The sequence below is a fragment of the Nocardia veterana NBRC 100344 genome (genome assembly GCF_000308855.1).
Lineage (GTDB): Bacteria > Actinomycetota > Actinomycetes > Mycobacteriales > Mycobacteriaceae > Nocardia > Nocardia veterana.
Map to the genome: position 1 here is coordinate 12,202 of NZ_BAGM01000052.1, position 13,002 is coordinate 25,203.

At 68.7% G+C, this 13,002-nt stretch carries 14 protein-coding genes; 8 read left to right on the forward strand and 6 right to left on the reverse strand.

Annotated features, from left to right (window positions below; all coding sequences use genetic code 11):
* Positions 1-73 precede the first annotated feature (73 nt).
* Positions 74-1,180 (forward strand): epoxyqueuosine reductase, encoded by a 1,107-nt coding sequence (locus tag ON37_RS08495; RefSeq protein WP_083892821.1) that lies wholly within the window; start codon positions 74-76, stop codon positions 1,178-1,180.
* Between the two features lie 339 nt (positions 1,181-1,519).
* A complete protein-coding gene (locus tag ON37_RS08500; protein WP_040718283.1) occupies positions 1,520-2,791 on the forward strand; it encodes a cytochrome P450 family protein in 1,272 nt (423 codons plus the stop codon).
* Between the two features lie 6 nt (positions 2,792-2,797).
* Here the strand turns inward: ON37_RS08500 and ON37_RS08505 are convergent, their stop codons facing one another.
* Positions 2,798-3,424, reverse strand: coding sequence for a DedA family protein (locus ON37_RS08505; RefSeq protein ID WP_040718285.1), 627 nt, complete (start codon positions 3,422-3,424; stop codon positions 2,798-2,800).
* A gap of 107 nt (positions 3,425-3,531) precedes the next feature.
* Here ON37_RS08505 and ON37_RS08510 point away from each other — a divergent pair, with 107 nt between their 5' ends.
* Both ON37_RS08510 and ON37_RS08515 read left to right on the forward strand, forming a co-directional pair.
* Complete coding sequence (locus ON37_RS08510) at positions 3,532-4,200, forward strand: trimeric intracellular cation channel family protein (protein ID WP_040718286.1); 669 nt, start codon at positions 3,532-3,534, stop codon at positions 4,198-4,200.
* Positions 4,200-5,465, forward strand: coding sequence for a M20 family metallopeptidase (locus tag ON37_RS08515; protein ID WP_040718288.1), 1,266 nt, complete (start codon positions 4,200-4,202; stop codon positions 5,463-5,465). The genes ON37_RS08510 and ON37_RS08515 overlap by 1 nt, the downstream gene beginning before the upstream one ends.
* 58 nt (positions 5,466-5,523) lie before the next feature.
* Here the strand turns inward: ON37_RS08515 and ON37_RS08520 are convergent, their stop codons facing one another.
* Positions 5,524-5,988, reverse strand: coding sequence for a DUF6194 family protein (locus ON37_RS08520; RefSeq protein WP_040718289.1), 465 nt, complete (start codon positions 5,986-5,988; stop codon positions 5,524-5,526).
* Between the two features lie 62 nt (positions 5,989-6,050).
* Between ON37_RS08520 and ON37_RS08525 the strand changes: the two genes are divergently transcribed.
* The gene (locus tag ON37_RS08525; protein ID WP_051031357.1) at positions 6,051-6,806 is read left to right on the forward strand and encodes a MerR family transcriptional regulator; all 756 of its coding nucleotides are present in this window, start codon (positions 6,051-6,053) and stop codon (positions 6,804-6,806) included.
* Positions 6,807-6,812: 6 nt separating this feature from the next.
* On the opposite strand, the gene ON37_RS08530 is transcribed toward ON37_RS08525, so the two are convergent.
* From ON37_RS08530 to ON37_RS08540, 3 genes are all read right to left on the reverse strand, one after another.
* Positions 6,813-8,006: a Cmx/CmrA family chloramphenicol efflux MFS transporter gene (locus ON37_RS08530; protein WP_040718291.1), complete on the reverse strand. Its 1,194-nt coding sequence runs from the start codon at positions 8,004-8,006 to the stop codon at positions 6,813-6,815.
* Positions 8,007-8,331: 325 nt separating this feature from the next.
* Complete coding sequence (locus tag ON37_RS08535; protein ID WP_040718292.1) at positions 8,332-8,748, reverse strand: group I truncated hemoglobin; 417 nt, start codon at positions 8,746-8,748, stop codon at positions 8,332-8,334.
* 186 nt (positions 8,749-8,934) lie between these two features.
* On the reverse strand, positions 8,935-9,582 hold the full coding sequence (locus ON37_RS08540; protein ID WP_040718293.1) for an NADPH-dependent F420 reductase: 648 nt from the start codon (positions 9,580-9,582) through the stop codon (positions 8,935-8,937).
* A gap of 90 nt (positions 9,583-9,672) precedes the next feature.
* Here ON37_RS08540 and ON37_RS08545 point away from each other — a divergent pair, with 90 nt between their 5' ends.
* From ON37_RS08545 to ON37_RS08555, 3 genes are all read left to right on the forward strand, one after another.
* Positions 9,673-10,053, forward strand: coding sequence for a winged helix-turn-helix transcriptional regulator (locus ON37_RS08545; RefSeq protein ID WP_040718294.1), 381 nt, complete (start codon positions 9,673-9,675; stop codon positions 10,051-10,053).
* Positions 10,054-10,114: 61 nt separating this feature from the next.
* Positions 10,115-11,215, forward strand: coding sequence for a glycine cleavage system aminomethyltransferase GcvT (gcvT, locus tag ON37_RS08550; protein WP_040718296.1), 1,101 nt, complete (start codon positions 10,115-10,117; stop codon positions 11,213-11,215).
* Positions 11,216-11,432: 217 nt separating this feature from the next.
* Positions 11,433-12,533, forward strand: coding sequence for a branched-chain amino acid aminotransferase (locus ON37_RS08555; protein ID WP_040718297.1), 1,101 nt, complete (start codon positions 11,433-11,435; stop codon positions 12,531-12,533).
* Here the strand turns inward: ON37_RS08555 and ON37_RS32830 are convergent.
* Positions 12,434-12,982 carry a hypothetical protein gene (locus ON37_RS32830; protein ID WP_157171392.1) on the reverse strand — a complete coding sequence of 183 codons (549 nt, stop codon included), beginning with the start codon at positions 12,980-12,982 and terminating at the stop codon, positions 12,434-12,436. The two genes, ON37_RS08555 and ON37_RS32830, sit on opposite strands and share 100 nt — an antisense overlap.
* Positions 12,983-13,002 lie beyond the last annotated feature (20 nt).

A 13,002-nucleotide genomic window follows, 5' to 3' on the forward strand; every position in this document is an offset into this window, starting at 1 on the left:
GGCGATGACTTTCCGCGGCCCGATGCGTCTTACTTGTGCGGCCGCGAATCTCGCGGCCAGAGGGGAGCACGTGATGACTACCGAGCGGGACCGGGCGGGTGCCGGACGTTATGCGGAACATCCGACCGTGCGGCGCATGGCCGAGGTCGGGCACACCACACCGGATCCGGTGGTGACCGCAGCGCGGCTGCGTGAGATCTGCCTCGCCGCCGGCGCCGATGATGTGGGATTCGTCCGGGTCGACGATCCCGCTGTGGCAGCCGAATTCGAGCACGCGCGCGCAATTCTGCCGACCGCCCGGACCTACATCTCCTTTTGTATTCGGATGAATCGCGACAATCTGCGCAGTCCGATGCGCAGTCTCGCCAACACCGAGTTCAACCACGCCGATGACGAGACGAACGTGGTGTCCCGCCGGATCACCCGGGCGCTCGAGGACGCGGGCTATCGCGCGGTCTATCCGGCGCCGGGATATCCGATGGAGGTCGACCAATTCCCGGGCCGGATCTGGGTCCTCGCGCACAAGGTGGTGGCGGAGGCGGCGGGCCTGGGAGTCATGGGGATTCACCGCAACGTCATTCACCCGAAGTTCGGGAATTTCATTCTGCTCGGTACGGTCGTGACCGATGCGGTCGTCGACGAACCGAGTGCGCCACTGGATTTCAGCCCGTGTCTGGAATGCAAGTTGTGCGTGTCGGCCTGTCCGGTCGGAGCGATCACCACCGAAGGTGGTTTCGATTTCCAGGCGTGCTACACCCACAACTATCGCGAATTCATGGGCGGGTTCACCGATTGGGCCGAAACCGTCGCCGACAGTAGAGACCGCGACGACTACCGCGACCGGGTCACCCGCGCTGAATCGTTCTCGATGTGGCAGAGCCTGTCGTTCAAACCGAACTACAAGGCCGGGTACTGCATGGCTGTGTGCCCGGCGGGCGAGGATGTGATCGGCGCGTTCCTCGACGATCGGAAGGCTCATCTCGACGATGTGGTGCGTCCGCTGCAGAACAAGTCCGAACCGGTCTACGTGCTGCCCGGGTCGGCGGCCGAAGAGCATGTCGCCCGCCGCTTTCCGAAAAAGACCCCGAAACCGGTCGGCAACGGATTCGGGGACGAGGTCAACGACCTGCTGGACCAGATCGGCCCGCGGCCACGCCGGCGTGATGCCTCGCAGGGGTAGCGGGCTCGCCGTCACATACCGGAAGGTCGGCTCGAACGCATCGGGATCGTTCGCGCCGGCCATTCGGGCCTATGGTACGAAAAGTACTATCCACCAATAGTTCCCGTCGCGAATCGACTCGGCTCGAGGCTCGGTGGGCGACACGAAACGCGGAGAATCGGGCGGATGTCCACATCCATGCCCGGAGTTGTCTATGCTGAAGATATTGCCGCGCAAACGAATTCGATAACCCATCCAGTTCGAGCACGTCAACCGGGTTCCGGATTCGGTTACATCCTGCAGGTCAGCGCAGTAGCCCTTGCCGAATTTGCGAGAAACGACTGGAGCCAGGTTTCGACCATGCCACAGTTCACGGATTCCGATTTTCCTGCCAGAACCCAGGCACCGGTGCTGCACGGTTCGCCGGTGCGCGCGTCCGGCGGCGAGCCGCGGGTCGCGATGTATACGCCCGATTTCTCGGCCGACCCGCATCGGGCCTATGCGGATATGCGGCAGCGGTACGGATCGCTGGTACCGGTCGAGCTGTCGCCGGGAGTGCCCGCCACTCTCGTGATCGGGTACCGCACGGCGCTGCAGATTCTCAACGACCCCGACCGCTTTCCGGCCGACCCGCGGGCCTGGCAGCAGAATGTGCCCGGGGAATGCCCGGTGCGACCGGTGCTGGAGTGGCAGCCGACCGCGATGTACAACACCGGTGTCGACCATCAGCGATATCGGAACGCGGTGGTCGCCGCGCTGGATACGGTGGATCTGCACGCGGTGCACGCGATGGTGGGCTATCTCGCGGAGCCGCTGATCGACGGCTTCTGCGAGGCGGGCGCCGCCGATCTGGTCACCGATTACGCGTTTCCGCTCGTCACGTCCGTACTCGACCAGCTGATCGGGTGCCCCGCGGAGCTGGGGCTGCGAGTGGCGAACGGGATGGCCGCGTGCTTCGACACGGCCCGGGCCGCGCAGGGGCTGGCGCAGGCGCGCGAGGCGCTGACCGAGCTGGTGTACCTCAAGCGCACCGATCCCGGTGACGACATCACGACACACCTGATCAACAGTCCCGCCGAGTTCACCGACGAGGAGGTGGCGGCGCAGCTGGTGAGCTTCTACTCCTCGGGGGTGCCGGCACAATGCAACCTCGCGGTCAACACGGTGCTGCTCATGCTCACCGACGAGCGGTTCGGCGGCGGGCTGTTCAGCGGGGCGCTGTCGACCCGGGACGCGCTCGACGAGGTGCTGTTCAACGATCCGCCGTTGGCGAACTTCTGCATCACCTACCCGAAACAACCCACGGTCGTCGAGGACACCTGGCTGCCCGCCCATCAGCCGGTCGTCATCAGTCTGGCCGGCTGCAATACCGATCCGGCCATCGACAAGGGGGAACGGTTCGGCAACCGGGCGCATATGGCCTGGAGTACCGGACTGCACGCCTGCCCGGCTCGCGAACTCGCCTACCTCGTGGTGCAGGACGCGGTGGACGAGCTGCTCGACATCGTCCCGGATCTGCGGTTGAGCATCGATCCCGAGGAGTTGGTGTGGCGGACCGGGCCGTTCCACCGGTCGCTGGTGTCGCTACCGGTCACCTTCGAGCCCGTTCCGAAAACCGGCCTCGACCGCTGACCTCGGCTACCCGCGCTTCCGGTTGCCGAGCAGGAGCGGGGCCAGCGAGATCACGATGATCACCGCCACGGCGGGCAGGAGATAGCGGTCGATGTTCGGCACCTGCCCGCCGAGCCAATAGCCCAGCAGCACCAGGCTCTGTGACCACGCCAGACCGCCCACGATCTGCCACAGCGTGAAGGTCCGGGTGGGGACGCCGAGCACGCCGGCGACCGGGCCGATCACCGTCCGGACCATCGGCACGAATCGGCCGATCACGATCGCGCGCCGCGAGCCGTAACGGTCGAGCCACTGCTCGCCGCGGGTCACCACCCGATGCAGCCGGAGATTGCCGGTGCGAGTCAGCATCGCCCGGCCGCCGTGCCGGCCGACCGCGAAACCGAACTGGGCACCCGCCACGGAACCCACTGCCGCGCAGAGCAATACCTGCCAGAGGACCAGATGCGGGCCGTCGCGCGAGCCGGTCGCGCAGAGAATTCCGGCGGGAAAGATCAGCGTGTCTCCGGGCAGAAAGAAGCCCACGACGAGCAGTCCCGATTCGGCGAATGTCCCCACCAGCACGGCCAGGGCGCCGAAGTCGGCCAGCAGGGCGGAGCCACTCGTCGGATCGAGCGCGGTCCGGATGCCTGCCATCGGCTCACGGTAGCGGGACGCGGCGGTCGCCGCCTGTCCGGCAATCCCGCCGGCCCCGGGTAGCGTGCCGGTAGCGGGCGTGCTGAACGTGGAAAGGGACGACTTCGATGGCGGCGGTGTCGGAAACCGTTCCCGAACTCTTGCGTGCACTGGACCTGACCGGAGTGTTCGCCAACGCGATGCTCGGTGGGGCGGTGGCGCGCACCTTCCGATTCGATCCGATCGGATTCGCGGTCCTCGCCACCGCGTCGGGACTCGGCGGTGGAATCATTCGCGACACCCTGTTGCAGCGCGGAACGCCGGTGGCTCTGGTCGATTACGCGTATCTGCTGACCGCGCTGGTCGGTGCGGTGATCGCCTTCGCCTTCCGGTTCGAGGGCAGGTTGTGGGACCGGATGTTCCCCTGGGTCGATTCGCTGGCCCTCGGCTGTTGGGCGGCGGTCGGTGCGCAGAAGACCTTGGAGGTCGGCCTGGGATGGTTGCCGGCGATGCTGTTGGGGACCACGACGGCCGTGGGCGGTGGGGTGGTCCGCGATCTCGCGGTGGGCCGGGTGCCGACGATTTTCGGTGGTAACACGCTGTATGCCACGTGTGCGCTGGTGGCCAGTGCGACACTGGTGATCATCTGGTATTCGGGGCATGTGACCGCGGGTTCGATCGCCGCGACGGTGGTCGGCGCGGGCCTGTGCCTGGCGGCCCGGTGGCGCGGCTGGATGCTGCCGGAACAGGTGAGTTGGCCGGAACGGTTGCGCTACGGACGGCGAAAGGAGAGGTGATGACCTCGACGACGCGGGACTACGCGGTATTGGCGGGGCTGGACGGGACGGCCGGCTGGCAGGAGGAGTTCTATCGTGACCTGCATGCCCATCCGGAGCTGTCGCATCAGGAACATCGCACCGCGGGCTTGATTGCCGACAAGTTGCGCTCCTGGGGTTACGACGTGCACCAGGGGGTCGGCGGGACGGGGGTGGTCGGGATTCTGCGCAACGGGGACGGGCCCGGGGTGCTGCTGCGCGCCGATATCGACGCCCTCCCGGTCCGGGAGGCCACCGGATTGCCTTATGCCAGTTCGGTTTCCGCGGTCGACCGGGACGGCAACGAGGTGCCGGTGATGCATGCCTGCGGGCACGATGTGCACGTGACCTGCCTGCTCGGCGCCGCGCAGTTGTTCGCAGAGCGACCCGACGGCTGGCACGGCACGCTCGTGGTGCTCTTCCAGCCCGCCGAAGAGGTCGGCGACGGAGCGCGCGGGATGGTCGACGACGGTCTCGCCAGTCTGCTGCCGAAGATCGATGTCGCGCTCGGTCAGCACGTCCTGCCCGCGCCCGCCGGCATCGTCGGCACCCGCAGCGGGCCGATGCTGGCGGCCGCCGACAGCATGCGGATCACCGTCTACGGACGTGGCGGGCACGGGTCGATGCCGCAGGCCACCGTCGACCCGGTGGTACTGGCCGCGATGATCGTGCTGCGACTGCAGATGGTGGTCTCGCGCGAGGTGGCGCCGACCGACACCGCGGTTCTCACCATCGGCAGCATCACCGCGGGAACCAAGAGCAACGTGATCGCCGATCATGCTGTGCTGCAATTGAATGTGCGCACCTACAGCGAATCCGTTCGCACCACGATTCTCGACGCGATCCGCCGGATCGTGCACGCCGAATGTCAGGCGTCCGGGTCGCCGAAGGATCCCGAATTCGAACTGTTCGATCGCTTCCCGGTGACCGACAACGACCCCGAGGCCACCCGGCGAGTGGCGCAGGCGTTCACCGCCCACTTCGGCGATCGTGCGATCGAGTTGCCGATGCAGAGCGCCAGCGAGGATTTCAGCGAGATCCCCGATGCCCTCGGTGTGCCCTACACCTATTGGGGTGTCGGCGGGATCGACCCGGCCACCTATCAAGCGGCTGCGAAAACCGGCCGGATCGCGCAGGAGATCCCGGTGAACCACTCGCCGGGGTTCGCCCCGGTGATCGAACCGACCTTGCGCACCGGAACCGAGGCGCTGGTCGTCGCGGCGTCGGCGTGGTTGAGCGGACACTGAGCGACAACGGCCGATTCCGCCGAGCCGGCCGGGCTCGGCGCGCGGCTCGGTGAGCGATTCAGCCGTGCGATTCTCGCCGGTCGTACCGTGTCCTGGCCGCGGCGTGGGCGGACCGTAGCAGGTCGCGGACCGCCGCGTCGGTGCGTGGGCCGGGATCGACCACGGCCAGCCAGCCCTGGCGGGCGTAGACCGGGTGGGCGATCACGGTATCCGCGATGCCGGGGTTCTGGGGCGCGACGTCGGCGCGCGGGCTGTGGCCCGTCCATCGGGTGAATGCTTCCGTGCCCGCGAAGATGTTGACGCGGAAGGTATTCGGGCGATTCAGTTGGGAGGATTCGTCGCCCGGGTAGTCCTTGGTGACGATGGTGGCGAAGGGTTGGGTTCGGGGGAGGACGCCGTCCGGGGCGTAGTAGAAGAAGGTGTCGCCCCAGCTGATCTCGGGGGTGCCGTCGCCGGGTTGCGGGCGCAGGGTCAGGACGCCACCGAGGTTCTCGACGAATCCGACGATCTCGTTGATCTCCATTGTTCTAGCGTTTCATTCATGTGCTTGTGGAGACTTCGGCCGATGAAGTGGCTGGTAGTGGTGTGAAAAGTCGCGAATCCGCTGGTCTGCGGACGGTCGATGTGGCCCGGCGCGCCGGATATTCGGTGCAGCAGGTGCGCAACCTCGAGCGGGACGGGGTGTTGCCGCCGGCCGTGCGGGGACCGTCGGGATATCGACGCTACGCCGAGATCCATGTGCGTTTCGCGCGAGCGTATCGATCGTTGGCGGCGGCGATCGGGCCGGTGGCGGCGAAGGAGGTCGTGCGGGCGGCACGGACCGGGCCGGATCTGCCGGCATTGCTGGATGCCGCGCATGCCCGGCTCGATGCCGAACGGCGCGAGGTGCGGTCGGCCGAACGGGCCGTCGAATCGATCGCCGCGGAACCGATCCTGGCGGCGGAGCCGGCCGATTCGATGACCGTGGCCGAACTCGCGGACGCACTGGGGGTGCGGCCGTCGACGTTGCGGCACTGGGATGCCGAGGGATTGGTCGTGCCCGGTCGGTCGGGGGCACGAAGCGCGCGGCTGTACGCGCCGGAGGATGTGCGGGACGCGCGGATCGTGCATCAGCTCCGGCGCGCCGGATATCGCATACCCGCACTGCGAGAACTGATGTCGATGCTGCGGCAGGCGTATCGGGTGGGTGATGCCCGCGCCGCGTTGGCCGCGCGCGCGAAGGCGATCGACCGGCGGTCGTGGGCGCTACTGGCCGCCTCCGCCGCACTCGCTGCGAGCGTGTCGCCACCCGACGGGGCGGGATTCGATTCGGAGTACGGCGGAGGCGGCCCGGCTGCGTAGGTGTGCTCAGCGCGTGGCCGCGCGCACCCGGTCGACCGGGTGCGGAACGCGCCGGCGGCGATCGGTGAGTACGACGCCGACCGCGATCGCGCTGAAGGCGGCGCTGCACCACAGTGCGGTCGCCGGACGATCGGTGTGGTCGACAACCGGACCGGCGGTGGCGGGGCCGAGAACGGCGCCGACGTTGAACGCGGTGGTCGCCAGGGCACCGGCGATTCGCGGCGCCGCCGCGGTGGCGGTCTGCACGATCGATGCGATCAGGGTCGAGCCGACACCGAAGGCGATCGCCCCGGCCACCGCGGACATGAGCAGAACGCCGAGCAGCGATTGCGCCGAGACCGCGGCCAGCAGCCACACCGCCACGAGGCTCACCGTTGCGACGACCACGATCCGCCGCTGATACCGGTCGGCGAACCGCCCGGCAACCGTCACCCCGGCGAACGAGCCGAGCCCGAAGACGGCCAGTACCAACGGAATCCATCCACGATGGCCGGTCGCGCCGGCGGTGACGGCGCCGAGATAGGTGAAGCCGGCGAAGGTGGCCGCGTTCACCAGGATTCCGCGCACCGCGGCGATCAGCGTCGGCCGCTGCCGCAGCACCGACCACTCCCGCCGGATCGAGCCCGCCCGGCTCGCCGACGGCTCACCGCCGTCGGCAGCGCGACCGAGCATCCGCCACACCGGCAGCAGGGTCGCCGCGGTGAGCGCGGCCACCGCCCAGAACGCCGACCGCCAACCCCAGATCTGCCCCAGCGCGGTGCCCGCGGGAACGCCGACGATGCAGGCCACCGTCACCCCGGACACCACCACCGAGGTCGCGCGACCGACCGCGCCGGAGCCGACCACTCGCGGCAGCGCGGCCAGCGCCACCGCCAGGAACCCGGCGTCCGCGACGGCCGCAACCACGCGGGTCACCAGCAACAGCGTGAAATCCGTTGCGAGAGCGCCCACTACGTGCGCCAGACAGAACAGGCTCGAGAAGGCGGTCACCGCCCAGCGGATCGGCAACCGGCCCGCGGTGATCGCCAGCACCGGCGCACCCACCACCATACCGGCGGCGAACAACGAGGTCAGCAGGCCGGCAGTGCCGAGCGACACCCCGGTGTCGGTCGCGATCCGCTCCAACAGTCCCGAGACCATGAATTCCGATGTGCCCTGGGCGAAAACCGCCACAGCCAGCACGAAAACCACAATTGGCATAGGAGAGAACTCCCCGGATACGGGACGCCGCAGCGGGGAGCCACGGCATCCGAGACGGCTGCGGAACCGGGCGCCGCCCGGCCGCAGAAATCCACCAGCATCCGGCGCTGCGAGATACCGGTCGCGCGGCGACCGGCAGTACATACCCACAACGCCGCCCGGCCCGTGGGCCGGGCGGCTACCGTTCGGATGCCTCCGGAGAATTCACCCCGACACCATAACAACGCCGGCGCGCAGGTTCGACGGAATATTCGCGCGGCCCGCACCGGCGGACGACGCGTGGCTCGCTCGTACCCGATCGACGCCGATCTCGGTGTCGCCGAAATCAGGAAACCGGTGCGTCCGAAGCGATGTCGGGCGCCAACGGGGCGATGACGCCGATGATGTCGGAAACCGTCGCCGCCAGCACGCCGGCCGCGTGCAGAGCGTCGGTCAGATGCCCGGCGACCAGGCTGAAGTGGTGCATGGTGATGCCGCGGCCCTGATGGACCTGCTTCATCGGGGCGCCGGTATAGGGCAGCGGCCCGCCGAGCGCGGCGGCGAAGAATTCCACCTGTCGACCCTTCAACCGCGACATGTTGGTGCCGGAGAAGAAGCCGGCGAGCTCCTCGTCGGCGAGGACCCGGCGGTAGAAGTCCTCGACCACGGTCTCCAGGGCTTCGTGCCCACCGATCTGCTCGTAGATCGACGCCGAGGCGGACGGGGCGGAGGACGATTTCGAGAAACGGGAGGGAATTCGCATGAAAACAGCGAATCACCGCCGTGTTTCCCGATCGTTGATCCGGTGTCGCCGTCGAGTTGCCGTGTGTAGAAAGACGATTTCTCCGATCTCACATCCGCTGTGCGGGCGCGGCGAGGTTTCTCGCGACGGGGTCTCGAACGCCTCGTCCGGACGCGCCTCGACAGTGGCGGAGGTGGGTGTATCCGATCACGGCACGGCCGGTACCGCCCGGCTGGGATCGACACCGGAGAACGCGAGAGAGATGACGAATCCGGCCGCCTCCTCCAGCTGCCGGGCCCGGTCGAGGCCGCCGAATACCGTCGCGGCGGCCCCGACGTCCCGGACCAACTGCTCGGTGGTCCGCAGGGCGGCCGGATCGTCACCGCAGATCGAGACCGTCACCGTCGCGGTCTCGCCGGTGGTCCACTGCTCGCTGGGAAACAGATGGAAGGCCTTGACCACTCGGGCGCCCGGGGCCAGCTCCGCCACCCGCCGCGCGTGGGACATGCCGGGCGGGAGGCGCAGCATGCCGACTCCGTGCTCGACCGCGTTGACCGGATCGATGACGGTGCGGCCGGACAGGCTGCCGCTCGGCGCGCCGACCGCGCGCAGGACGTCCTCGGTGCCGGTGTATGCGACCGCCAGTAGCACCACCTCGGCGTCGGCGACGGATTCCGCGAGCGGGACGGCTCGGATCGCGCCGAGCCGCTGGGCCGGTAGAGCGGCGAGCCGCTGGGCCAGCTGCCGCGCCTTGACCGGCGATCGTCCGGCGACCGTGATGTCGTGTCCGGCGCGGGCCCACCGGCTGCCCAATGCCTCGGCCAAGGTGCCCGTTCCCAGAATCGTGATGCGCATCCGCTGCTCCTTCGAGTTGTCGATCCGGCGTTACGGTAGGCATGTCGATACGCACCGATCGGTGCGCAACGGACGGGTGATCATCACAGGATGAGTGGCTACGACGAACATGCCGGCGAACTGGTCGCCGACTGCCGGTTACGCGCGGCGACCGACCTTTTCGCGCACACCTGGGATCCCGTGGTGCTGGTCGGGCTGCTCGGCGGGCCGCGGCGGCGCAGCGATCTGCGGGCCGAGATCGGCGGCATCAGCGACAAGGCGTTGACCGAGGCCCTGCGCCGGCTTCTCGGCCACCGCCTGATCGAACGCCACCGCTACGCGCAGGCACCGCCCCGGGTGGAGTACGCGCTGACCCCGCTGGGCCGCAGCCTGGTCGAGGGACCGATGCGCGCGCTCGGCGACTGGGTGGAGGAACACGGGGACGAACTGCTCGGGCCGGAGCCGAGCGACGAACCGGGGATGAGCGCGTAGCCCGGATCGACACGGCGGGACGGGCGCCGACCACCGGTCGACCGCTCGATAAGCTCGCCCGGTGACCGACGAGACGCTGCAGCAGGGCCCCATCCACGCCGTCCACACCGAGTTGGGCGCGACCTTCGCCCCGTTCGGGGGATGGGAGATGCCCGTGCAGTACGCGGGCACGGTCGCCGAACATACCGCGGTGCGGAGCACCGTCGGTGTCTTCGACGTGAGCCACCTCGGCAAGGCGACCGTCCGGGGAGCCGGTGCGGCGGAATTCGTGAACGCGGCGCTGACCAACGACCTCGGCCGCATCGGTCCGGGCAAGGCGCAATACACGCTGTGCTGCACCGAAGCGGGCGGGGTGATCGATGATCTGATTGCCTACTACGTCGGCGACGACGAGATCTTCCTGGTGCCGAACGCGGCCAACACCGCGGCCGTCGTGGCCGAGCTGCGCGCGGCGGCGCCCGAGGGGATCTCGATCACCGACCAGCATCGCGAGTTCGCCGTCTTCGCCGTGCAGGGGCCGAAGTCCGCCGATGTGCTCGGCGCGCTGGGACTTCCCACCGATATGGAGTACATGGCGTTCGCCGACGCCGAATGGGACGGCCGCCCGGTGCGGGTGTGCCGGACGGGGTACACCGGCGAGCACGGTTACGAACTGCTGCCGCGCTGGGCCGACGCCGAGGCGGTCTTCCGCGCGCTGCTGGCGCAGGTGACGGCCGCGGGTGGGCAACCGGCCGGGCTGGGCGCGCGCGACACGCTGCGCACCGAGATGGGCTATCCGCTGCACGGACACGAACTGACACTGGATATTTCGCCGGTGCAGGCCCGGGCGGGCTGGGCGGTGGGCTGGAAGAAGCCCGCGTTCTGGGGCAAAGCCGCACTGACACAGGAGAAAACGGACGGCCCGCGGCGAATCCTGCTGGGGCTCAAGGCGATCGATCGAGGTGTGCTGCGGCAAGGGCAGACCGTCCTGCGGGGGGAGGAGAAGGTCGGGGAGACCACCTCGGGGACGTTCTCGCCCAGCCTCAAGGTGGGTATCGCGCTGGCTTTGCTGAACACCGATGCCGGGCTCGAGCCGGGTGACGAGGTCGCCGTCGATGTGCGCGGGCGCCGGTTGCGCGCCGAGGTGGTGCGGCCGCCCTTCGTCGCCCCGCGCACGTCCTAGCGCGGTCGACCACACCGGTCGACGACGAACCCGATGACCCGCGTTCGCCGGGGAGGGAGGCGAGGCAGTCTCGCTCGCGAGAGCAGCGCTCCCGCGTGCCGGCGAGGGGGAGACGGGCCGGTCGTCGGGTGAGACCGTGGCTCTGACGGTGCGGCCTCGTCCTGCCGACGCAGGTCCGCGCATCGGCGCCGAGTACCGCAGTTCTAGTATCGAGATCATGACAGTTGCCGCACAGTTCACCCGTACCCCGCATCCCGCCCCGGTTCCGGCGGATCGGCGCGCGGAGATTCTGGCGGCGCCCGGGTTCGGCCGGTACTTCACCGACCACATGGTGTCGATCGACTACATCGACGGCCAGTGGACCAACGCACGGGTCGAACCGTACGGACCGCTGTCGATGGATCCGGCGACGATGGTGTTCCACTACGGTCAGGCCATCTTCGAGGGGCTCAAGGCGTACCGGCAGGCCGACGGCAGCATCGCCACCTTCCGCATCGACGCCAACGCGGCGCGGTTCCAGCGGTCGGCGCGGCGGCTGGCGATGGCGGAGCTGCCGGAGGAACTGTTCATCGAGTCGGTGCGGCAGCTGCTCGAGGTCGACGCGGACTGGGTGCCCGCGGCCGGTGGTGAGGAGTCGCTGTATCTGCGGCCGTTCATGTTCGCCACCGAGGCCGGGCTCGGCGTGAAACCCGCCGCCGCCTACAAGTATCTGCTGCTGGGATCGCCTGCGGGAGCGTACTTTCCGCGTGGCGTGAAGCCGGTGCGGGTGTGGCTGTCCACCGAATACGTGCGCGCCGCGCCCGGGGGCACCGGTGAGGCCAAGGTGGCCGGCAACTACGCCTCCTCGCTGCTGGCCCAGCAGCAAGCCACCGAGAAGGGCTGCGATCAGGTGGTGTGGCTCGACGCGTGTGAGCGCAAGTACGTCGAGGAGATGGGCACCAACAACCTGTTCTTCGTCTACGGGTCCGGTTCCGAGGCGCGGCTGGTGACCCCGGAACTGTCCGGTTCGCTGCTGCCGGGCATCACCCGCGACAGCCTGCTGACACTGGCCGCCGACTCCGGCTACCCGGTGGAGGAACGCAAGGTCTCGGTCGAGGAGTGGCGTGCGGGCGCGGAATCCGGCGAGATCACCGAGGTGTTCGCGTGTGGGACCGCCGCCGTCATCACCCCGGTCGGCTGGGTGCACTCCGCCGAGGGCGAATTCGAGATCGGCGGCGGTCAGCCGGGTGAGGTCACCATGGCACTGCGCGACACCCTGACCGGAATCCAGCGCGGAACCTTCGCCGACAACCACGGCTGGTTGCGCACCCTGGCCTGAGGTCGTGGCGCGACCCAGCGTCGATGCATGCGGCGCCCCGGACCGCGCCGGAGCGCCGCGGCGGCATCGTCAGTCCCGTGACAATGCCGCCTCGTCATGCTTTTCGACATCGATATACGGAAATCGACACCGATGGTGTGTTTCCCGGGTGCCGGAGCGGACGCCTCCAGCCGCTGCTCCGGCGGTATGCCCAGCAAGTTGTAGGTGTAGCGCACCGTCCCGTCCTCGACGTACAGCGCGTGACCACCGAACCGCGACCCGTGGGAGAAGATCACCTCGGCGCTGCCGGCCGTCGTGGTGACCTCGGCGAGGACCTCGAATTCCAGCCCGAGGAAGGTCTGCAGATCCTTGCCGCTGACCGCGAGGTCGTTGAGCGGGAGCACCTTGTTGATCTCGGCTTCCCGGAACCAGAGGCCGAGTGCACCACCGGTCGTGGCGGCGGACCTCATCCGCTCGGGTGAATGACGGT

What these genes read in the sequence shown, in the direction of transcription:
- ON37_RS08495 (WP_083892821.1), top strand. Translation starts at nt 74, where the DNA reads ATGACTACCGAGCGGGACCGGGCGGGTGCCGGACGTTATGCGGAACAT.
- ON37_RS08500 (WP_040718283.1), top strand. Translation starts at nt 1,520, where the DNA reads ATGCCACAGTTCACGGATTCCGATTTTCCTGCCAGAACCCAGGCACCG.
- ON37_RS08505 (WP_040718285.1), bottom strand. Translation starts at nt 3,424, where the DNA reads ATGGCAGGCATCCGGACCGCGCTCGATCCGACGAGTGGCTCCGCCCTG.
- ON37_RS08510 (WP_040718286.1), top strand. Translation starts at nt 3,532, where the DNA reads ATGGCGGCGGTGTCGGAAACCGTTCCCGAACTCTTGCGTGCACTGGAC.
- ON37_RS08515 (WP_040718288.1), top strand. Translation starts at nt 4,200, where the DNA reads ATGACCTCGACGACGCGGGACTACGCGGTATTGGCGGGGCTGGACGGG.
- ON37_RS08520 (WP_040718289.1), bottom strand. Translation starts at nt 5,988, where the DNA reads ATGGAGATCAACGAGATCGTCGGATTCGTCGAGAACCTCGGTGGCGTC.
- ON37_RS08530 (WP_040718291.1), bottom strand. Translation starts at nt 8,006, where the DNA reads ATGCCAATTGTGGTTTTCGTGCTGGCTGTGGCGGTTTTCGCCCAGGGC.
- ON37_RS08535 (WP_040718292.1), bottom strand. Translation starts at nt 8,748, where the DNA reads ATGCGAATTCCCTCCCGTTTCTCGAAATCGTCCTCCGCCCCGTCCGCC.
- ON37_RS08540 (WP_040718293.1), bottom strand. Translation starts at nt 9,582, where the DNA reads ATGCGCATCACGATTCTGGGAACGGGCACCTTGGCCGAGGCATTGGGC.
- ON37_RS08545 (WP_040718294.1), top strand. Translation starts at nt 9,673, where the DNA reads ATGAGTGGCTACGACGAACATGCCGGCGAACTGGTCGCCGACTGCCGG.
- ON37_RS08555 (WP_040718297.1), top strand. Translation starts at nt 11,433, where the DNA reads ATGACAGTTGCCGCACAGTTCACCCGTACCCCGCATCCCGCCCCGGTT.
- ON37_RS32830 (WP_157171392.1), bottom strand. Translation starts at nt 12,982, where the DNA reads ATGAGGTCCGCCGCCACGACCGGTGGTGCACTCGGCCTCTGGTTCCGG.